The organism is Pseudomonas sp. KCJK8993, assembly GCF_046230915.1.
GTDB classification, from domain to species: Bacteria; Pseudomonadota; Gammaproteobacteria; order Pseudomonadales; family Pseudomonadaceae; genus Aquipseudomonas; species Aquipseudomonas piscis.
On sequence record NZ_JBJJLO010000120.1, the window covers coordinates 1 to 19,562 of the forward strand.

At 65.1% G+C, this 19,562-nt stretch carries 23 protein-coding genes; 12 read left to right on the forward strand and 11 right to left on the reverse strand.

Annotated elements, in window-relative coordinates; all coding sequences use genetic code 11:
- From ACK6AU_RS26840 to cfaB, 5 genes are all read left to right on the forward strand, one after another.
- Positions 1-194: hypothetical protein (locus tag ACK6AU_RS26840; RefSeq protein WP_409302491.1), on the forward strand; the 194-nt coding region annotated here is incomplete at its 5' end.
- A gap of 124 nt (positions 195-318) precedes the next feature.
- Positions 319-570: a hypothetical protein gene (locus ACK6AU_RS26845; protein WP_085594036.1), complete on the forward strand. Its 252-nt coding sequence runs from the start codon at positions 319-321 to the stop codon at positions 568-570.
- A 62-nt stretch (positions 571-632) separates the two neighbouring features.
- On the forward strand, positions 633-1,478 hold the full coding sequence (locus ACK6AU_RS26850) for a DUF692 domain-containing protein (RefSeq protein ID WP_409302493.1): 846 nt from the start codon (positions 633-635) through the stop codon (positions 1,476-1,478).
- Positions 1,469-2,251, forward strand: a complete 783-nt coding sequence (locus tag ACK6AU_RS26855) for a DUF2063 domain-containing protein (RefSeq protein ID WP_409302495.1) — start codon at positions 1,469-1,471, stop codon at positions 2,249-2,251. The genes ACK6AU_RS26850 and ACK6AU_RS26855 overlap by 10 nt, the downstream gene beginning before the upstream one ends.
- 90 nt (positions 2,252-2,341) lie before the next feature.
- Entirely contained in the window at positions 2,342-3,529 is a 1,188-nt protein-coding gene (gene cfaB / locus ACK6AU_RS26860) for a C17 cyclopropane fatty acid synthase CfaB (protein WP_053133447.1), read from the forward strand.
- Positions 3,530-3,538: 9 nt separating this feature from the next.
- On the opposite strand, the gene cls is transcribed toward cfaB, so the two are convergent.
- Positions 3,539-4,978, reverse strand: coding sequence for a cardiolipin synthase (gene cls / locus ACK6AU_RS26865; RefSeq protein WP_185696785.1), 1,440 nt, complete (start codon positions 4,976-4,978; stop codon positions 3,539-3,541).
- Between the two features lie 142 nt (positions 4,979-5,120).
- Between cls and ACK6AU_RS26870 the strand changes: the two genes are divergently transcribed.
- A complete protein-coding gene (locus ACK6AU_RS26870; RefSeq protein WP_022641960.1) occupies positions 5,121-5,645 on the forward strand; it encodes a DUF3617 domain-containing protein in 525 nt (174 codons plus the stop codon).
- 15 nt (positions 5,646-5,660) lie between these two features.
- Here the strand turns inward: ACK6AU_RS26870 and ACK6AU_RS26875 are convergent, their stop codons facing one another.
- Genes ACK6AU_RS26875 through folE2 form a run of 7 tightly spaced genes read right to left on the reverse strand, consistent with a single transcriptional unit; the run spans position 5,661 to position 11,311 of the window.
- A complete protein-coding gene (locus ACK6AU_RS26875; RefSeq protein WP_409302498.1) occupies positions 5,661-6,995 on the reverse strand; it encodes a dihydroorotase in 1,335 nt (444 codons plus the stop codon).
- Between the two features lie 2 nt (positions 6,996-6,997).
- Positions 6,998-7,558: a carbonate dehydratase gene (locus ACK6AU_RS26880; protein ID WP_022641958.1), complete on the reverse strand. Its 561-nt coding sequence runs from the start codon at positions 7,556-7,558 to the stop codon at positions 6,998-7,000.
- Positions 7,548-7,991: a phosphoribosyl-AMP cyclohydrolase gene (gene hisI / locus ACK6AU_RS26885; RefSeq protein WP_409302501.1), complete on the reverse strand. Its 444-nt coding sequence runs from the start codon at positions 7,989-7,991 to the stop codon at positions 7,548-7,550. Before hisI ends, ACK6AU_RS26880 begins: the two co-directional genes overlap by 11 nt.
- Entirely contained in the window at positions 7,988-8,872 is an 885-nt protein-coding gene (locus ACK6AU_RS26890) for a metal ABC transporter substrate-binding protein (RefSeq protein WP_409302503.1), read from the reverse strand. Before ACK6AU_RS26890 ends, hisI begins: the two co-directional genes overlap by 4 nt.
- An 11-nt stretch (positions 8,873-8,883) precedes the next feature.
- A complete protein-coding gene (locus ACK6AU_RS26895; protein WP_185696788.1) occupies positions 8,884-9,750 on the reverse strand; it encodes a metal ABC transporter permease in 867 nt (288 codons plus the stop codon).
- Positions 9,750-10,418 carry a metal ABC transporter ATP-binding protein gene (locus ACK6AU_RS26900; protein WP_409302505.1) on the reverse strand — a complete coding sequence of 223 codons (669 nt, stop codon included), beginning with the start codon at positions 10,416-10,418 and terminating at the stop codon, positions 9,750-9,752. Before ACK6AU_RS26900 ends, ACK6AU_RS26895 begins: the two co-directional genes overlap by 1 nt.
- Positions 10,418-11,311 (reverse strand): GTP cyclohydrolase FolE2, encoded by an 894-nt coding sequence (folE2, locus tag ACK6AU_RS26905; RefSeq protein WP_409302507.1) that lies wholly within the window; start codon positions 11,309-11,311, stop codon positions 10,418-10,420. Before folE2 ends, ACK6AU_RS26900 begins: the two co-directional genes overlap by 1 nt.
- Positions 11,312-11,440: 129 nt before the next feature.
- Between folE2 and ACK6AU_RS26910 the strand changes: the two genes are divergently transcribed.
- On the forward strand, positions 11,441-12,661 hold the full coding sequence (locus ACK6AU_RS26910; protein WP_409302509.1) for an N-acetylmuramoyl-L-alanine amidase: 1,221 nt from the start codon (positions 11,441-11,443) through the stop codon (positions 12,659-12,661).
- A gap of 7 nt (positions 12,662-12,668) precedes the next feature.
- Here the strand turns inward: ACK6AU_RS26910 and ACK6AU_RS26915 are convergent, their stop codons facing one another.
- On the reverse strand, positions 12,669-13,043 hold the full coding sequence (locus ACK6AU_RS26915) for a glutamine synthetase (RefSeq protein WP_185696792.1): 375 nt from the start codon (positions 13,041-13,043) through the stop codon (positions 12,669-12,671).
- 120 nt (positions 13,044-13,163) lie between these two features.
- Here ACK6AU_RS26915 and dksA point away from each other — a divergent pair, with 120 nt between their 5' ends.
- The 4 genes from dksA (at position 13,164) to ACK6AU_RS26935 (ending at position 16,631) form a co-directional block, all read left to right on the forward strand.
- On the forward strand, positions 13,164-13,568 hold the full coding sequence (dksA, locus tag ACK6AU_RS26920) for an RNA polymerase-binding protein DksA (protein ID WP_185696793.1): 405 nt from the start codon (positions 13,164-13,166) through the stop codon (positions 13,566-13,568).
- A gap of 30 nt (positions 13,569-13,598) precedes the next feature.
- Positions 13,599-14,807 (forward strand): zinc metallochaperone GTPase ZigA, encoded by a 1,209-nt coding sequence (zigA, locus tag ACK6AU_RS26925; RefSeq protein WP_409302512.1) that lies wholly within the window; start codon positions 13,599-13,601, stop codon positions 14,805-14,807.
- A complete protein-coding gene (locus tag ACK6AU_RS26930) occupies positions 14,807-15,508 on the forward strand; it encodes a DUF1826 domain-containing protein (protein WP_409302514.1) in 702 nt (233 codons plus the stop codon). The genes zigA and ACK6AU_RS26930 overlap by 1 nt, the downstream gene beginning before the upstream one ends.
- Before the next feature lie 160 nt (positions 15,509-15,668).
- Positions 15,669-16,631 (forward strand): CobW family GTP-binding protein, encoded by a 963-nt coding sequence (locus ACK6AU_RS26935; protein ID WP_409302516.1) that lies wholly within the window; start codon positions 15,669-15,671, stop codon positions 16,629-16,631.
- Between the two features lie 29 nt (positions 16,632-16,660).
- Here the strand turns inward: ACK6AU_RS26935 and ACK6AU_RS26940 are convergent, their stop codons facing one another.
- Positions 16,661-17,050, reverse strand: coding sequence for a DUF3301 domain-containing protein (locus ACK6AU_RS26940; protein ID WP_103324349.1), 390 nt, complete (start codon positions 17,048-17,050; stop codon positions 16,661-16,663).
- A 117-nt stretch (positions 17,051-17,167) separates the two neighbouring features.
- On the opposite strand from ACK6AU_RS26940, the gene pdxY reads away from it, so the two are divergent.
- Complete coding sequence (pdxY, locus tag ACK6AU_RS26945; RefSeq protein ID WP_185696798.1) at positions 17,168-18,040, forward strand: pyridoxal kinase PdxY; 873 nt, start codon at positions 17,168-17,170, stop codon at positions 18,038-18,040.
- 12 nt (positions 18,041-18,052) lie between these two features.
- Here pdxY and ACK6AU_RS26950 read toward each other — a convergent pair whose 3' ends face one another.
- Positions 18,053-19,459: an APC family permease gene (locus ACK6AU_RS26950; RefSeq protein ID WP_185696799.1), complete on the reverse strand. Its 1,407-nt coding sequence runs from the start codon at positions 19,457-19,459 to the stop codon at positions 18,053-18,055.
- Positions 19,460-19,562: the final 103 nt, after the last annotated feature.

The following is a 19,562-nucleotide window of genomic DNA, read 5'->3' on the forward strand; positions in this document are numbered from 1 at the left end:
GCCGGCGTACCTTGCAGGCCAACGTGGTCATCGGCCTGGGCTGGACCCTGGCCATCGTCGCCTTCGCCGCATTCGGCTGGCTGGGAGCCGCGGGGGCGATGATCGCCGCCGTGCTGCACAACCTCAGCACCTTGCTGGTGCTGGGCAATGCCGGGCGCTTGCTGCGTTTCCAGGAGCCCCTGGCCAAGTCCTGACCAGGCGGCATTTATTTTTATCCCGGCTGTAACGCCGAGCGCCTTCCTTTCTCTAGTGACATGACGGGGCTGCCCAGGCCGCCCCGGCACCATCCTTGCGATCGACTACTAGAGGAAACCCAAGATGAACATGAAGAAAACCGCTGCCGGCGCCGCCCTGGCTTTCGCTGCCGCCGGCTTGTTCGCCGGCGTCGCCACCCAGGCGATGGCTGCCGATGCCCAGGTGCACTGCTACGGCGTCAACGGTTGCAAAGGCCAGAACGACTGCAAGACCAAGGACCATGCCTGCAAGGGCATGGGCGCCTGCAAGGGCCAGGGCTTCAAGGTCATGACCCAGGCGGCCTGTGACAAGGCCGGCGGCAAGGTCGGCGAGTAAACGGCGATCGAGTGCTGCCGCGGTGGGGACGCCCGCTGCGGCCACTCGGCGAGGAGTTGGCGATGTCCCATGTTTCTTCTTGCCTGGGTTATGGCCTGGGCCTGCGCAGTGCCTATTACCAGCAGATTCTCGATGAGCACCCTGCGGTGGACTGGTTCGAGGTGGTGTCCGAGAACTTCATGGTCCAGGGTGGCAAGGCCCTGTATTACCTGGATGCCATCGCCGAGCGCTACCCCATCGTGATGCACGGGGTGTCGTTGTCCATCGGCGGTCCCCACTCCCTGGACCACGATTACCTGGCGCAGCTCAAGACGCTGGCCGGGCGAGTGCGTCCGGCCTGGATTTCCGACCATCTGTGCTGGAGCCGGGGCAATGCCCATCACCTGCACGACCTGTTGCCGTTGCCCTATACCGAGGAAAGCCTGCACTACGTGGCCGGCCGGGTGCGTGAGGTGCAGGAGGTGCTGGAACGGCCGTTGGTGCTGGAGAACGTCTCCAGTTATGTGCGGGCCGCGAACGACGAATTCAGCGAGTGGCAATTCCTCTCGGCCTTGAGCCAGCTCAGTGGCTGCGAGCTGCTACTGGACGTGAACAATGTCTATGTCAGCTCGCGCAATCATGGTTTCGATCCCTGGCAGTTCATCAAGGGGCTGCCATCCAAGCGAATACGCCAACTGCACCTGGCCGGCCACCAGGACCATGGCGACTACGTGATCGATACCCACGACCAGCCAGTGTGCGACCCGGTCTGGGCGCTGTACCAGCGCACCCTCGAACACCTGGGGCCGGTGGCGACATTGTTGGAGCGTGACGATCAGTTGCCGCCGCTTGAGCAGTTGCTCGCCGAGCTGGGCAAGGCCCGGGAGCTGGGGCAGCAGGCCCTGGCCGGGAGGCAGCGATGCGCCTGAACGATTGGCAACAGGCATTCGAGCGCTATCTGCTGGGCGAGCAGCCCGTGGCCGAGCCAGGGTGGCAGCGCAGCCTGGTGGGCGGGCCGAGCCTGGATGTGGCCAGCGGCCTGGCGATCTACCACCACGCCTATCGAGCCCGACTGCAGGAGGTAATGGACAGCGACTTCCCCAGCATCCGCCACTGGCTCGGCGACCAGCAGTTCGGCGCCCTGGTCGCTGCCTACCTGGAGCGCTCGCCGTCCCGGCATTTCAGTCTGCGCTGGCTGGGGCAGGGGTTCGCCGACTTTCTCCAGGAGCATCTGCCGGCCGAGCAGGGCCTGCCATTGGCTGAGCTGGCGCGCCTGGAATGGGCCTTCACCCTGGCGTTCGATGCCCCCGAGGCGGCGGTGCTGGATGTAGCGGCCATGGCGGCCCTGGCGCCGGGGCAATGGCCCGGCTTGCAATTGCGCCTGGCGCCATGCGTGCAGTGGTTGGCGCTGCGCTACAACAGCCTGGCGCAGTGGCGGGCGGTCAAGGACCGGGTGGATTTCCCCCTGCCTGCTTTACTTGAACAGGAGCAGGTTTGCCTGGTGTGGCGTGCGCAGCGGATCTGCCGTTATCGCACCCTGGCAACTGACGAGGCCTGGGCATTGCGGGGCATGAGCACAGGGCAGTGGAGTTTCGCGGAACTCTGTGCCGAGCTGGCCGTCACTTATGAAGAGGGAGCCCCATTGCAGGCGGTGTCCTGGCTGAAACAGTGGGTCGAGGATGGCTTGGTGCAGCACAGCTGATCATAGAAAACCGCTATCAGATCGATAGCCTGCTAATTTTCAGGGATGGTCTACCCTCATTCCAGACGTCTGAACAAGGGGGGATTTTCCATGCTCGCGCAACTTCCACCGGCCTTACAGAATCTGCAATTGCCTTTGCGGCTGCGACTTTGGGACGGCCATGAGTTCAACCTCGGGCCCGAGCCCAACGTCACCATCGTGGTCAAGGACCCACAGCTGGTCGCGCAACTCACTCACCCAAGCCTGGATGCGCTGGGGGGCGCGTTCGTCGAGGGCAAGCTGGAGCTGGAGGGCTCCATCAGCGAAGTCATCCGGGTCTGCGACGAACTGAGCCAGGCCCTGCTGGATGACGACGAAGGCGACCAGCCCGTGCGTTCGCTGCACGACAAGGCCACCGATGCCGCCGCCATTTCCTACCATTACGACCTGTCCAACGCCTTCTACCAGCTCTGGCTGGATAGCGACATGGCCTATTCCTGTGCCTACTTCGAGACCGGCAGCGAGACCCTGGAGCAAGCCCAGCAGGCCAAGTTCCGCCACCTGTGCCGCAAGCTGCGGCTGCAACCGGGCGACTACCTGCTGGACGTCGGCTGTGGCTGGGGCGGGCTGGCCCGCTATGCCGCCCGCGAGTTCGGCGCCAAGGTCTTCGGCATCACCCTGAGCAAGGAGCAACTGGCCCTGGGCCGCGAGCGGGTCAAGGCCGAGGGCCTGGAAGACCTGGTGGAATTGCAATTGCTGGACTACCGCGACCTGCCCCAGGATGGCCGCTTCGACAAGGTGGTCAGCGTCGGCATGTTCGAGCACGTGGGCCACGCCAACCTGCCGGAATACTGCCGGACCCTGTTCGGCGCCGTGCGCGAAGGCGGCCTGGTAATGAACCACGGGATCACCGCCAAGCACACCGACGGCCGCCCCGTTGGCCGGGGAGCAGGGGACTTCATCGAGCGTTATGTCTTCCCCAACGGCGAGCTGCCGCACCTGTCGATGATCTCTGCGCAGATCAGCGAGGCCGGGTTGGAAATCGTCGATGTGGAAAGCCTGCGCATGCACTATGCCCGCACCCTGGATCACTGGAGCGAGCGCCTGGAAGACAACCTGGAGGCCGCGGCCAAGCAAGTACCGGAGCAGGCGCTGCGGATCTGGCGGGTGTACCTGGCAGGTTGCGCCTACGCCTTTGCCAAGGGCTGGATCAACCTGCACCAGATCCTTGCGGTGAAAGCCCATGCCGATGGCAGCCATGAACTGCCATGGACCCGCGACGATCTCTACAACCCATAAGGGCCGTCTTCACAGGATCGGGGAAATCAGCCGCGCGACCCGCATGCCCAGTTGTTGCAGGCGGTGGGTCTGGCGGCTTTCTTCCTTGGCCACTTCTCGCGCCCTGGCGAAGTCGGCTTCCAGCATGTCCTGTACCTGGGTGGCGAAGCCTTCGTCCACGGTCAGCAGCATCACTTCGAAATTCAGCCGGAACGAACGGTTATCCAGGTTGGCGCTGCCGATGGCGCTGATCTCGTTGTCGATCAACACCACCTTCTGGTGCAGGAAGCCGGGCTGGTAGCGGAACACCCGCACGCCGGCGCGCACCGCCTCGAAGGCGTACAGGCTGGAGGCGGCATAGACGATGCGGTGATCCGGGCGTGCCGGCAGCAGGATGCGCACATCCACATCGCGCAATACCGCCAGGCGCAGGGCGGCGAACACCGCTTCATCGGGAATGAAATACGGACTGGTGATCCACACCCGTTCGGTGGCGGCGTGGATCGCCTCGACGAAGAACAGCGAGCAGGTTTCGTAGGCGTCGGCCGGGCCGCTGGCCAGCAACTGGCAGAGCACGCCGCCATCGGGGTAGGTGTCCGGCAGGATCAGCGGCGGCAGCTCGCGGGTGGCCCAGAACCAGTCTTCGGCGAACGACTCCTGCAGGCAGGCCACCACCGGGCCGCCGACCTGCACATGGGTATCGCGCCAGGGCGCCAGGGGCGGCTTCAGGCCCAGGTATTCATCGCCTACGTTATGCCCGCCGACGAAACCCAGCATGCCGTCCACCACCACGATCTTGCGATGGTTGCGGAAGTTGACCTGGAAGCGGTTGAGCCAGCCGCTGCGGGTGGCGAAGGCGTGCACCTGGACGCCAGCATCGCGCAGGGTCTGCACGTAGCTGGCCGGTAGCGAGTGACTGCCGATGCGGTCGAACAGCAGGTGGATTGTCACGCCCTCCCGGGCCTTCTCCAGCAGCAGGCGTTGCAGGCGCCGGCCCAGTTCGTCGTCGTGGATGATGAAGAACTGGATCAGCACCGCCTTGTGGGCGCGGCGGATGGCATTGAAGATCGCCTCGAAGGTGGCGTCGCCGTTGACCAGCAACCGCACCTGGTTATTGGCCAGGCAGGGCATGCGCCCCAGCTTGGGCATCGCCCGCAATGCGGCATAGGCCTTGGACGCGCGGGCGGCGAGGGCCTCTTCGACCCAGGGCCGCCAGTTCAGGTCGTTGATGGCCTTGTGCATTTCCACGTTGGCCTGGCGCCGGGCCTGGATGTAGGCATCGAAGGTGCTGCGGCCGAATACCAGGTAGGGAATCAGCGTCAGGTAGGGCATGAACAGCAGCGACAGGGCCCAGGCGATGGCGCCTTGGGCGGTGCGGACCGTGAGCACTGCATGGATTGCGGCGATCAGCCCGAGAAAATGCAGCAGTGCGATGAGATAACCGAAAGGGTGTGGGCCAAAATAATCCATGGGGCAGCCATGCTCCTGAAAATTCGATGCCGGTGTATCCGCTAACAGACCATGATCCAGGGCGAATGTCGCTATTTTCTTGCCCATGCAACGCCGGGCCCTGGCCGAAGTCTAACGGCCACTATTGTCTAGGAGTCATTCGATGAAACTTCGTTTACTGGGTTGGGCCTTGGCTGCGGGATTGGCGCTGCCGGTGGTGGCGCAGGCACAGGTGCTGCAGCCGGGCTTGTGGGAGCTGACCAGCAGCAATATGAAGATCGATGACCAGAACCTGCCGGACCTGTCGTTGATCCTCGGCCAGTTGCAGCAACAGATGACCCCGCAGCAGCGGGCCATGCTGGAAAAGCAAGGCGTGACCATGGGCGGCAAGGGCATTCGCGTTTGCCTGACCCCGGAGCAGGTGAAGTCCGACACCATCCCGCTGCAGGACCCGCAATCGGGTTGCCAGCAGCAAGTCACCGAGCGCAACGGCAACCAGTGGAAGTTTCGCTTCAGCTGTCCCAAGGCCCAGGGCAGTGGCGTGGCGAAGTTCATCAGCGACCGTGAATTCACCACCAACGTGATCGGTACCTTCAACGCCACCGGCATGCAGCAGAAAGGCAGCATGGATACCCGAGCAGTGTGGCTCGGCCAGGATTGCGGCACGGTCAAGCCGCGCGCTTCCTGAGCCGGGGCAGGGCGGCTAGCGGGTGAAGCGCAAGGGCAGGCCCTGGCAATCCTCGTTCAAGCGTCCCTGGTGCCAGGCCAACTGGCCTGAAACCAGGGTAGTACTCACGCTATGCCGCCAGCGCCGGCCACTGAAGGGCGTCCAGCCGCAGCGGGCCAGGATCGGTTGCTCGTCCACCGCCTGGCCTGACGGTTCCGGGCGAACCAGCACCAGGTCGGCCCAGTAGCCTTCTCGCAGGTAGCCACGGTCGGGAATGGCGAACAGGTCGGCCACCCGGTGGCTGGTCTTCTCCACCAGGGTGGTCAGCGGCAGCACACCGTCGGCCACCAGTTCCAGCAACGCTGGCAGCGCGTGTTGCACCAGCGGCAGCCCGGCGGGGGCGCGGGTGTAGGGCAGTTGCTTCTGCGCCCAAGTGTGGGGCGCATGGTCGGTGCCGATGACATCCAGGCGCTGGCTGTTCAGGGCCTGGCGCAGGGCGTCGCGGTCAGCCTGGGACTTGATCGCCGGGTTGCATTTGATCAGGTGCCCCAGGCGTGAGTAATCCCGGTCATCGAATAACAAGTGATGCACGCAGACTTCGGCGGTGATGCGCTTTTGTGCCAGGGGCCGGTCCTCGAACAGCGCCAGTTCCCGGGCGCTGGTCAGGTGCAGTACATGCAGGCGGGTGCCGTGGCGCCTGGCCAGGGCCACGGCCATGGATGAGGAGCGATAACAGGCATCGGCGTCGCGGATGCGGGGATGGGCGGCGGCGGGAATCTGTTCGCCATACAACTGCTGCCAGCGTTGCTGGCGGACCTGGATGCTCGGCGTGTGTTCACAGTGGGCCAGGAGAATGGTCGGCACCTGGCGGAACAACCGATCCAGGACCTGGGGGTCGTCCACCAGCATGTTGCCGGTGGAAGCGCCCATGAACACCTTGACCCCGGCTACGGTGGTGGGATCGAGGGCGGCGACGATGTCGAGGTTGTCGTTGCTGACCCCGAAGTGAAAACCGTAGTTGGCCACCGAGTGTTTGGCCGCGCGGCGTTGCTTGTCTTCCAGCGCCTCGAGGGTCAGGGTCGCGGGCGAGGTGTTGGGCATGTCCATGAAGCTGGTGATGCCGCCGGCCACCGCCGCCCGTGACTCGCTGTGCAAGCTGCCCTTGTCCGGCGCGCCGGGTTCGCGAAAGTGCACCTGGTCATCGATCATGCCCGGCAGCAGCCACTGGCCCTGGGCGTCGATCTCCAGCTCGGCGCTCAGGTGGTCGAGGCTGCCGATGGTTTCGATGCGACCGTTGTGCACCAGCAGGTCGGCCTCGAACTGTCGCCCCTCGTTCACCAGGCGGGCGTTGCGGATGAGGATTCGGCCCATGTTCAAAACTCGTTCTGCAGGGCCTTGTAGCCACGCACCAGGTCGACGTTGGTACGCGCCACGTCCTCGGAAAACTCCGAGGCGCTGACGCTCACCGGGGGAAACTGCCCGAGGTCGGTCTTGGGCCCGATACGGGTGGTGGAGGGTACGTAGAAACCCTGGGGCAGGTCGCGTCCGTCCACCACCGAGTTGTGCCGTACCACGCTGCCGTCGCCGACCACGCAGTTGAACAGCACGCTGTTGAAGCCGATGAACACCCGATCACCGACCACGCACGGACCATGGACGATGGAGCGGTGGGCGATGGAGCTGTACTGGCCGATGGTCACCGCCGCGCCGGACTTGGAATGGATCACCACGCCGTCCTGGATGTTCGAATTGGCGCCGATGGTGATGGCTTCCATCTGGCCGTCGGCATCCACCTCGTCGGCGCGGATCACGGCATAGGGGCCGACGAAGACGTTTTCGCCGATCACCACCTTGCCGCAGATGATGGCGGTCTTGTCCACATAGGCGGATTCGGCGATCACCGGCAGGTCGCCGGAGGGGTTCTTACGGATCATGGCGCGGGTCCTTCAAGGGAGAACTGATGACTTCCACCGCGCCATCGCGAATGGCGTTGTAGAAACAGTTGGGGCGCCCGGTATGGCAGGCCGGTCCGCTCTGCTGCACCTGCAACAGCACGGCATCGCCGTCGCAATCCAGGCGGGCCTCCACCAGGCGCTGGCGATGCCCGGAACTCTCGCCCTTGCGCCACAGGCAGCGACGCGAACGCGACCAGTAGCAGACCTGGCCGCTGGCCAGGGTCTCGGTCAGGGCCTGGCGATTCATCCAGGCCAGCATCAGCACGGCGCCGCTGTCGTGGCATTGGGCGATGGCGGCGATCAGGCCATCGGCGTTCCAGGGCAGGGCATCGAGTACCTCGGCCAATGGCCAGCGGCTGCCCCGGGGTGCAGCTTCCAGGTCCAGCAGCGATAGCGGTGGAGGCGGGTTCATGGCTGGCTCAGGGCCTGGTACAGGGTGTCGAGATTGGCCTGGAACAGGCCGGTGAAGGTGCTCGCCGGGCCACTGGCGGCCAGTGCATCGGAATACAAGGTGCCGCCGATGCGCGCGCCGCTTTCTGCGGCGATCTGCTTGAGCAGGCGCGCGTCCTTGATGTTTTCCATGAACACCGCCTTGACCCTGGCCGCGCGGATCTGGGTGATCAGCGCGGCGACTTCCGCCGCGGAGGGCTCGCGCTCGGTGGACAGGCCTTGGGGCGCGAGGAACTCGATGCCGTAGGCCTGGCCCAGGTAGCCGAAGGCATCGTGGGAGGTGACGATCCGCCGATTGCCCGGCGGCAGGGCGCCGAGCTTGGCCTTGGCTTCGGCCAGCAGCTGGTAGATGCGCTTGAGGTAGGCCTGGCTGTTGCGTTCATAGTCGCTGCTATGGGTCGGGTCGGCGGCGATCAGCGCCTTGGTGATGTTGTTCACATACAGTTCGCTGTTGGCCAGGTTGTGCCAGGCGTGAGGGTCGGGGATGTTCTCGCCGTCTTCTTCCAGGCTGCGCGGGATCACGCCACGGCTGGCGGTAATCACGGTGGCCGGGGTAGCGGTACTGGCGACCAGGCGGTCGAGCCAGGGTTCGAAGCCCAGGCCGTTCTTGATGATGAGTCGGGCGCCGAGCAGCGCCTTGGCATCGTCCGGCGTGGGTTCGTAGGTATGGGCGTCTTCGTCGGCCCCCACCAGGTTGCTGATCCGTACGTGCTCGCCACCGACCTCGCGGGTCATGTCGGCGAGAATGCTGAAGCTGGTGACCACGGCAATTTTGTCCGCCGCCTGGGCACTGGATAAGCACAGGGACAGCAGCAGGCTGGACAGCACGAGTAGGGCGCGCATCGGCAAGAACCTCACAGGGATGAAGGCAGGGGCGGGCGGTGCAGCAGGCCGTGGACCGGACCGAACACCACCGACAGCAAGTACCAGCCGCCGGCGATCAACACGATGGCCGGGCCGCTGGGCAGCGAGTAGTGGAACGACAGCAACAGGCCGAGCCACACCGACAGGCAGCCCAGGGCTGCGCTGATCCCGATCAGTGCTGGCAGGCGTCGGCTCCAGAAACGCGCAGCGGCGGCTGGCAGCATCATCAGGCCCACCACCATCAGGGCCCCGATGGCCTGGAAGCCGATCACCAGGTTGAGCACCACCAGGATCAGGAACAATCCATGGGCCAGGGGGCCGAGTCGGCTGACGCTGCGCAGGAACAGCGGATCGAGGGTATCCAGCAGCAGTGGCCTGTAGATCAAGGCCATGGCCAGCAGGCTGACGACCGAGACGATCAACATGCCGTCCAGGGTCGGCCCATCCACTGCCAGGGCTGAGCCGAACAACAGGTGCAGCAGATCCAGGCGCTTTCCGGCCAGCCCGAGAAGCAACACGCCGGCGGCCAGGGAGATCGGGTAGATGGCCGCAATGCTGGCGTCTTCCCGTAGCCCGGTGCGCCGGGTGATCCAGGCCGCCAACCCGGCCATGCCCAATCCCGCGCCAAGCCCACCGAGGGTCAGTGCCGGCAGGCTCAGGCCAGCGAACCAGAAGCCCAGGGCCGCCCCGGGGAGAATGCCGTGGGCCACCGCATCGCCGATCAGGCTCATGCGCCGCAGGATCAGGAACACACCCAGGGGAGCGGTGCTACAGGCCAGGAGCAGGCCGCCGAGCAAAGCTCGGCGCATGAACATGAATTCGTTGAAGGGCTGCCAGAGGTGGCTGATCAGGTGCATCAAGCCACCTGCACGCAGGGGCTGTGGGCGATCAGCTCGTGGCTGTGGGCGAACACACAGCCGCTGTGCTTGAGCAACAGGGCCTGGGGAATATGCTGGCGCACCGCGGGCAGGTCATGGCAGACCACCACCAGGGTGCGACCTTGGGCATGCCAGTTGTGCAGGTGGCGCCAGAGCAGGGCCTGCCCGGACTCGTCGAGGGCGGCATGGGGTTCGTCCAGCAACAGCAAGGGCGCTTCGGTGAGGGTCAACCGGGCCAGCAGCGCACGTTGCAGCTCGCCGCCGGACAGGGCCATCAATGGGCGTTTCTCCAGGCCTTGCAGATGCCAGTCGGCGAGGACCGCGTGCAGTTTTTGGGCGCGGCTGGCGGCGGTTTCACGTTTGCCCCAGAGGCCGGCGATCACCAGTTCCGCCAGGCTGATGGGGAACTGCCGGTCCAGGTGCTGTTGCTGGGGCAGGAAAGCCAGGCCGCCACGGCCGGGCTCGCTACGCTCCACCTTGCCCGAGAGTGGTTTTTGCAGGCCGGCGAAGACTTTCAGCAGGCTGCTCTTGCCCGCGCCGTTGGCGCCGATGATCGCGCTCAGGCTGCCACTTGGCAGGTGCAGATCCAGCGGTGGAGTCAGGGGTTGGCCTGGCGGTCCCCAGCGCAAGGCGTGGCAGCGCAGCATCAGGCCTCCCAGTTCCAGCGGCTTTCGGCCACGGCGTCATGGGCGTGCAGGCTTTCCGCATGGACCACTCGCAGGGTGAAGGCGTTGATTCCGGGAGAGCGACGCAGGGCCAGGTTGAGGCGGCGAGCGGCGTCTTCGCAGAACATCAGGTTCTGTCCGTTGGCCAGGGCAAAGGCTTGCTCGTCGGCCCGTTTGACCGCAGTTTGTACGGCGGTGCCCAGGGCGTTTTCGGCATCGTCGATCACCGCGATCAGCGGTAATTCGTCGACGAAGTTGTCCAGGCGCAGGCGCAGTTCAGCGTGGCTGCGCTGGCTGTGGGGCGTGGCGACGATGCCGTGGGACGAGCCCAGCCAGGCCAGGACTTCGGCATGTTGCAAGGTCTTGTTGGCGAAATCGTCGACGAATTGCTGCTGGATCAGCTGGCGCGCAAGCGCTGCGGAGCAGGGGCACGTTGAGGAATAGGGCACGTCGATTTTTAGTTCCACGTGGAACATCGCATTTTTCAAGTGCGCTTCGATGCTCAGCGGATAGCGTTTCCAGCCGGCCAATGGGCTGACCAAGGCTGAGCGCTTGAGCAGCAGGTCCAAGTGAAGGCGCAGGTAGGCGTGTTGCGCCAGGCCTTCATGGCTGTCGAGGAAACGTTGCAGCACCCGGCGCAGCAAGGCCGGGTTCAGGTTCTGCTGCTCCAGCATCTCCAGGGCCAGGTACAGGCGAGACATGTGGATGCCCCGGGCCTCGCCATCGTCGAGGCTGACCCCGGCGTCGGCCAGGGCGGCGGTTCGTTGGCCATCTATTACTACAGGTAAGGCGATGCCACACATGCCGACCCAGTCCAGTGGCAAGGCTTGGCGTGAGGCCTGCGCGGCGATATCCGGCAGAGTCAGCGCGTTCATGAGCAGGTCCGTCGTTGGAAAAGATTCTACATGTTATATTATAACAATACAGTCGATGGAAAGTTTTTCCTCAACGGTCACCCATCCTGCCTTGTGAGTACGGACGCTCCTTTATCCGCGGTAGTCGCCATGCATAGACGTCAATTGCTCAACCTGTTGTTGGCCGGTACGGCCCTGGTGTTCCCCTGGCGTGTCGGGGCCACGCAGATCCTAAGTGCGCGGCTGTGGAACTCCGCCGACAAGCTGCGCCTGGTGCTGGATCTGAGTGGCCCGGTGCACTACAAGACCTTCACCCTGAGCGCTCCCGAGCGGCTGATCGTCGACCTGAGCGGCGCGCGCCTGAAGGGTGACTTCAGCCAGTTGGCCCTGGCTAACACGGTGATCCGCTCGATCCGGTCCGGGCACTTCGGCCAGGGCGACACGCGGATCGTCCTCGACTTGAACCAGCCCGTGCAGCTCAACAGCTTCCTGTTGCCGCCCCAGGATGGCCAGGGTCATCGCCTGGTGCTGGACTTGGCCAGCAGCACCCGGGGCGCCCCCGGCATCGCCGCAGCCGCGGTCCCTGCTGCCAAACCCCAGGCCCCGGCGGACCGGCCCCATCCCAAGCGCGACATCATCGTGGTGGTGGACCCCGGGCATGGCGGCAAGGACCCGGGAGCCGTGGGCGCCAGGGGCGAGCGCGAGAAGGACGTCGTGCTGTCCATCGCCCAACTGCTGGCCAAGCGGCTCAAGCGCGAGAAGGGTTTCGACGTGAAGCTGGTGCGCAATGACGACTTCTTCGTGCCCCTGCGCAAGCGGGTGGAGATCGCTCGCAAGCACAAAGCCGACATGTTCATTTCGGTGCATGCCGATGCCGCGCCGCGCCTGACCGCTTCCGGGGCCTCGGTGTTCGCCCTGTCCGAAGGCGGGGCGACGTCGGCCACCGCGCGTTTCATGGCCCAGCGGGAAAACGGCGTCGACCTGCTAGGGGCCAGCAGCCTGCTCAATCTCAAGGACAAGGACCCGATGCTGGCGGGGGTGATCCTGGATATGTCGATGAATGCCACCATCGCCGCCAGCCTGCAGTTGGGCAGCACCGTGCTGGACAGCCTGTCGGGGATTACCAGTCTGCACCAGAAGCGCGTGGAGCAGGCTGGGTTCGCGGTGCTCAAGTCTCCGGATGTGCCCTCGATCCTGGTGGAGACCGGTTTCATCTCCAACAGCCGCGACAGCCAGCGCCTGGTGACCGCGCGGCACCAGCAGGCGATCGCCGATGGCCTGTTCCAGGGCTTGCAGCGTTATTTCGAGAAGAATCCGCCGGTCAACAGCTACATGGCCTGGCTCCAGGAAACCAGGAGCAACCAGGCCTAGGGCGTTCTCAGCAGCCCATGATGCGGCTGCAGGTGAATTGCCCACGGCTGCCGCCGGAACTGGAGAACCGGTTGCGCGTGGTCCAGCCCACGCGCTGGCTGTAGCCCACCCAGGCTTCGCCGTCGGAGGCCAGGCCGGTGAAGAAGGTCAGCTGGCCGTAGCGGCTGCTGGTCTGGGCCCAGTAGCGCTTGCCGATCACTTCGAAGCCCCGCAGGTAAAGGGTGTTGCCGGCGGTGGCGACGCTATAGGCGTTGCCCAGCGGATCGACGCAGGCCAGCAGGTTGGCGCTGCGGGTGCAGTTGGCCAGGCTGTCGGGGACGGCGGCTGCGGCGTGGCCGGTGAGCAGCAAGCCGCAAAGCAGGGCAGGCAGGAATGGGCGCATGGCGATTCTCAAGGCGGCAGGAGGGCAGCATCGCGCCCTTCGTCATGTCGGACAAGAGAGGGTTGGCGAATCTGCATTGTTATAATATAACATAAAAACAAGCCCAACCCGTGACCCGTCATGACTGAACAAGACCTGCTCGCCCAGCCCGATACGCATTACATGAACGAAGCCCAGCAAGGCTTCTTCCGCGAACTGCTGCTGGCACAGCGCAATGAATTGCAGGAGCGCATCTGCGGCGAATTCGACCTGCTGCGCGAGCAGGAGGTCCACAGCGACCCGGCGGATATCGGCAGCGCCGAGGAACAGCATCAATGGCAACTGCGCCTGCTGGAGCGGGAAAAGAAGCTGCTGGACAAGATCGATGAAGCCCTGGAGCGCCTGGCCCGTGGCGAATACGGCTGGTGTCGCGATACCGGCGAGCCCATCGGCCTGAAGCGCTTGCTGCTGCGGCCCACCGCCACCTTGTGCATCGAAGCCAAAGAACGCCAAGAGCTGCGCGAACGCCATCAACGGGCGCTTTGAGCCAGCCGCGAACCTGATGAGGAACCACCCATGACCGAACGTCTTCCCGTTACCGTGCTGTCCGGCTTTCTCGGCGCCGGCAAAAGTACCTTGCTCAATCATGTGCTGCGCAACCGCGACAACCTGCGGGTGGCGGTGATCGTCAACGACATGAGTGAGATCAACATCGATGGCAGCGAAGTGCAGCGTGATGTCAGCCTCAATCGCGCCGAAGAAAAACTGGTGGAGATGAGCAACGGCTGCATCTGCTGCACCCTGCGCGAAGATCTGCTGGAAGAGGTGGGCAAGCTGGCCCGCTACGGCCGCTTCGACTACCTGCTGATCGAATCCACCGGTATTTCCGAACCGTTGCCGGTGGCGGAAACCTTCACCTTCCGCGATGAGTCCGGCCAGAGCCTGGCGGACATCGCGCGGCTCGACACCATGGTCACCGTGGTCGACGGCATGAACTTCCTGGTGGATTACCAGGCCGCGCACAGCCTGGCCTCGCGGGGGGAAACCCTGGGCGAGGAAGATGAGCGCTCGATCACCGACCTGCTGATCGAGCAGGTGGAATTCGCCGATGTGATCCTGGTCAGCAAGATCGACCTGATCAGCAGCCAAGAGCGCCAGGAACTGCTGGCGATCCTGGCAAGGCTCAATGCCCAGGCGGAGATCATCCCCATGGTCATGGGCCAGGTACCGCTGGCGAAGATCCTCAATACCGGCCGCTTCGACTTCGAGCGAGCGGCCCAGGCGCCGGGCTGGTTGCAGGAACTGCGTGGCGAACACGTGCCGGAAACCGAGGAATACGGTATCGCCTCCACTGCCTACCGGGCCCGGCGACCGTTTCATCCGCAGCGCTTCTTCGATTTCATCGACCGGCCCTGGCGCAACGGCAAGTTGCTGCGTTCCAAGGGCTTCTTCTGGCTCGCCAGCAAATACCAGGAGGCGGGCAGCTGGTCCCAGGCCGGCGGCCTGATGCGCCATGGCTTCGCCGGCCGTTGGTGGCGCTTCGTGCCCAAGCAGCACTGGCCCCAGGACGAGGAAAGCACGGCGGCGATCATGTCCAACTGGACTGCCGCCACCGGCGACTGCCGCCAGGAGCTGGTGTTCATCGGCCAGAACATCGACTTTGCCCAACTCACCGCCGAGCTGGACCAATGCCTGCTGGATGACGGGGAAATGGCCCTGGGCGTCGAGGCCTGGAGCTTGCTGGCCGACCCGTTTGGCCCCTGGCATGACGAGGAGGCCGCCTGATGCTGGCCTTGGGTACGCCACTGACGCCGTTGGCCAGGCGTCCAGCGGCCTGGTCCCTGCTGGCCGGACGAGCGCGGGCGGCCCGGCGTGCGGCGATCGGCTCGACCCCGGCGGTGCTGGCCGAAGTGCTCGCCGATGAGATCAACCTCGGGCTCTGGCAGCGCCAGTTGCCGGCGCATATCGCGGATTTCGGCGAACTGCTGCTGTCGTTGAACGAGCCGCTGGCCCAGTCCCTGAGCCTGGAATTAGCCGACGAGGACGCGGTGCCGAATTTGCGCGGATTGGCGTCAGAGTTCAGCGATTTGCAGGGATATGACGGCTTCATCGCCGATGTTTCCTGGCTGGTCAGCGCTTTTTCCTGCCTGCTGGGCGCCCGCCGGGTGGGTTTGCGCTTGCGCGTGCTGGACAAGGCCATGTGCCCGCGTTTCCACGTCGATCATGTGCCGATGCGCCTGATCACCACCTATGCCGGTATCGGTAGCCAATGGCTGCGCGAAGGCGCAATGGATCGCCGACAACTGGGCCAACCCGAGGCTGAGCCCCGGGATCCGGCGCTGATCCAGCAGATCGCCAGCGGCGCGGTCGCGCTGTTCAAGGGTGAGAAATGGCACGGCAACGAAGGCTTCGGCCTGATTCACCGCTCCCCGCAGCCTGCGCCCGGCGAGCGCCGGTTGATCCTGACCCTGGACTGGCTGGGCTGACAGGCCGCCGCCGCAGGTTGCGCAAGCTTCGGCGCCGGGGCTGCCCCGCGCCCCATGCCGCCCTCGGTAGCGCCTGTGCGCAGGAGGCTACGGGCGAGCGGATTTTCGCCAGGGCCGGGAAGGGCGTAGCATCGTTTCACGGCTTTTTCGGATTTCCCCCATGCTGCAGAACATCCCCACCCACGTGATTGCCGGGCCCCTGGGCGCCGGCAAGACCAGCCTGATTCGCCATCTGCTGGACCAGCGGCCGGCCAACGAGCGCTGGGCGATATTGATCAATGAGTTCGGCCAGATCGGGTTGGATGCAGCTTTGCTCAGCCGCGACGAAGACGGCATCGCCTTTGGTGAGGTGGCCGGTGGCTGCCTGTGTTGTGTCAGCGGCGCGCCGTTCCAGGTCGGATTGGGGCGTCTGCTGCGCAAGGCACGGCCCGATCGGCTGTTCATCGAGCCCTCCGGTCTTGGCCATCCGGTGCAACTGCTCAAGCAGCTGGCGCAGGCGCCCTGGCAAGGCGTGCTGGCTTTGCAGCCATGCGTGCTGGTGCTCGACGCCCAGGCCCTGGCCGCGGGCCAGCCGTTGCCGGCGGCGCAGTCCGAAGCGCTGCCCGAAGCAGGCCTGCTGGTGTTGAACAAGGATGAACTGCTCAGCGCCGACGATCGGCTGCGGGTGCTGGAGTTGCTGCCCGGGCGGCCGCTGTTCTGGACTCGCCACGCGGCGTTGCCGCTGGCCGAGCTGCCGGGGCTGAGCGCCGCTGCCCAGGCGGCCCTGGAGCCGCCCGAGCTGCCCCATGGCCTGGCGCAACTACCGGCGGTGTGGAGCGATCCGTCGCAGCCGATCTGCCTCAGCCAAGCTCAGGAGGAGGGGTGGAGCATCGGTTGGCGCTGGCATCCGGGGCAGCGGTTCGACCTGGCGCGGATCGATCATTGGCTACAGAACCTCGATTGGCGTCGGGCCAAGCTGGTGATCCATAGCGCCGAGGGTTGGCGTTCGGGCAATGGCCTGGACAACTCGCCATTCAATTGGCTGCCCAGCGAGTGGCGGCGGGATTCGCGCCTGGAGCTGATCTTCGCAGAGCCTCAGGATGTGGCAGCGCTGCAAGCCAGCCTGGCACAGTGCCGCCTGTAGTGGCGGAAGCGGGGTTGTTCAAGAAGTGATCAGTTACGCTTGCGATGTTCTTCGCGCCACTGGCTCAGTTCGATGATCTCGGCGCTGGGCAGTGGCTCCTTGACCTCAAAGGGATAGGGCGCCAGCTCGATATGCGCGCTATGGGCGCCGAATTGGGTGATGGTCCCCGAATGGCGGGTCTCGCCGGTCACCGTGAACTCGAAATTGTAGATCCGCGCCAGGCGCCGGCGGCCCTTGGCATCCTTGACGAAGCCGATGCGCTTGAGGGCCACGTTGCCGTCCAGCAGCTCGATATCGAGCCGGGCGCAATGCTGCTTGACCCGCTCCAGCGCCCGCTCGCGCAGGCCGTGGTTGTGCCACAACCAGGCAGCGCCGGTTGCCAGCAACATCAAGACAAAGATGTTTCCAAGGGTCAGCATGAAGGTGTGCTCCAACGAAGTGACATCAGCTTAACTGCGTCTCCGGTCTGTCGTACAGGCTGCGTTTAGTCGCATACTGCGCGGCTTGAATTCTCCCGGTTCTATGGAAAATCCTGCATGAAACGTACGCCCCACCTGCTTGCGATCCAGTCCCATGTGGTCTTCGGCCACGCCGGTAACAGCGCTGCGGTATTTCCCATGCAGCGGGTTGGGGTGAATGTCTGGCCCTTGAACACGGTGCAGTTTTCCAACCACACCCAGTATGGCCAATGGGCCGGGGAAGTGCTGGCGCCCAGGCAGATTCCCGAGTTGGTTGAGGGCATCGCCGCCATCGGCGAGCTGGGCAACTGCGACGCGATCCTCTCCGGCTACCTGGGCAGCGCGGCCCAGGGCCGGGCGATCCTCGGCGGCGTGGCGCGGATCAAGGCGATCAATCCCAAGGCCTTGTACCTGTGCGACCCGGTGATGGGCCATCCGGAGAAGGGCTGCATCGTGCCGGAGGAAGTCAGCGACTTCCTGCTCGACGAGGCGGCGGCCATGGCGGATTTCCTTTGCCCCAACCAGCTGGAACTGGACAGCTTCTGCGGGCGCAAGCCGCAATCGTTGTTCGATTGCCTGGCCATGGCCCGCTCGCTGCTGGAAAGGGGCCCCAAGGCGGTCCTGGTCAAGCACCTGGACTATCCCGGCAAGCTGGCCGACGGCTTCGAGATGCTGCTGGTGACCGCCGACGGCAGCTGGCACCTGCGGCGTCCGCTGCTGGCCTTCCCGCGTCAGCCGGTGGGGGTGGGCGACTTGACTTCGGGCCTGTTCCTGGCCCGGGTGCTGCTGGGCGACAGCCTGGTGGCGGCATTCGAGTTCACCGCCGCGGCTGTGCATGAGGTGCTGCTGGAAACCCAGGCCTGCGCCAGCTACGAGCTGGAGCTGGTACGCGCCCAGGATCGTATCGCCCATCCCCGGGTACGTTTCGAGGCCGTGCCGATCGGCATCTGAGCGGCACTTGCCTCAGGCTTGCTCGGAGAACTGCACCGTCGGCGCCGGTTGCCGAAAGCCCCGGGTATGTGCGGCCAGGTAACCCAGGCCCAGGGCGAACCAGGCCAGGCCGATGCCCAGGGTCAGGGCCGAGAGGCTGGTCCAGAGCCAGGCGATCAGGCCAAAGCCGATCAACGGCAACAGGCCGTAGCGCAGCAGGTGCCCGGCGCTGCGTGGCTGGCCCTGGCCCAGGTGGCTCTTGATCACCGCCAGGTTGACCACGGAAAACGCCACCAGCGCGCCGAAGCTGATCATCGACGCCAGGGTGGTCAGGTCGATCACCACTGCCAGCAGCGATACCAGAGAAATCAGCACAATCGCCGTCACCGGCGTCTTGTAGCGCTGCGAGAGAGTGCCGAACACCCGTGGCGGCAGGATGCCGTCGCGGCCCATGCTGAACAGGATGCGCGAGACCGAAGCCTGGGACGCCAGCGCCGAGCCCGCTGCACCCGCCACGTAGGTGGCGGTGAAGAACATTTCCAGGAAGCGTCCGCCGGTGCGCAGCATGACTTCGCTGGCGGCCGAGTCGGCGTTGTCGAAACGGCTGCCGGGGAATGCCAGCTGGCTGGCCATGGCCAGCAGGATGAACAGCAGGCCGGCGCCCAGGGTGGTGATGAGGATGGCCCGGGGGATGTCCCGGCGCGGGTCGCGGGTTTCCTCGGCCAGGGTCGACACCGCGTCGAAGCCCAGGAACGACAGGCACAGCACCGCCGCTCCCGCCATCAATGGCAACAGCCCGGGCTGGCTGCCATCGCCGTTCCACGGAGCGACGAGGTCCAGCTCCGGGGCACCGGCCAACTGGCGCACCACCAGGGCCAGGAACACCACGACGAATACCAGCTGGGCGCAGACGATCAGGTTGCTCATGCTCGACACCGAGCCGATGCCCCGGATGTTCAACAGGGTCACCAGGGCGATGGTCGCCACCACGAACACCCAGGCGGGCACGGCGGGAAAGGCCAGGTTGAGAAACAAGCCGATCACCAGGTAATTGATCATCGGCAGGAACAGGTAGTCGAGCAGCAGCGACCAGCCGGCAAGAAAGCCGATCCCCGGGCCGAAGCTCAAGCTGGCATAGGAGTAGGCCGAACCGGCAATTGGATATTTCTTGACCATCACGCTGTAGGAGCGGGCGGTGAAGAGCATCGCCAGGAGAGTGATCACGTAGGCGGCCGCGGTACGCCCGCCGGTCATCTGGGTGACCACGCCGTAGGTGGTGAAGACGGTGAGCGGCACCATGTACACCAGGCCGAAGAACACCAGGGCCGGCAAGCCGAGGATGCGCCGTAGCGCGGTGCCCTGGGCACTGTGGGTGAAGTCGCCGAGGCTGTTGGTGGACGGCAGGGACGGACTGCTGGGCAGGGGATTGGCGCTGGGCATTGTTATTGTTCTCGCGCGTTCGTTGGCTCGAAGGCTCCCGGGACAGGGAGTGCGTTTGTGCCTTGCCCGATGATTCTGGCAGCGCTATCGGGCCGGTATAACC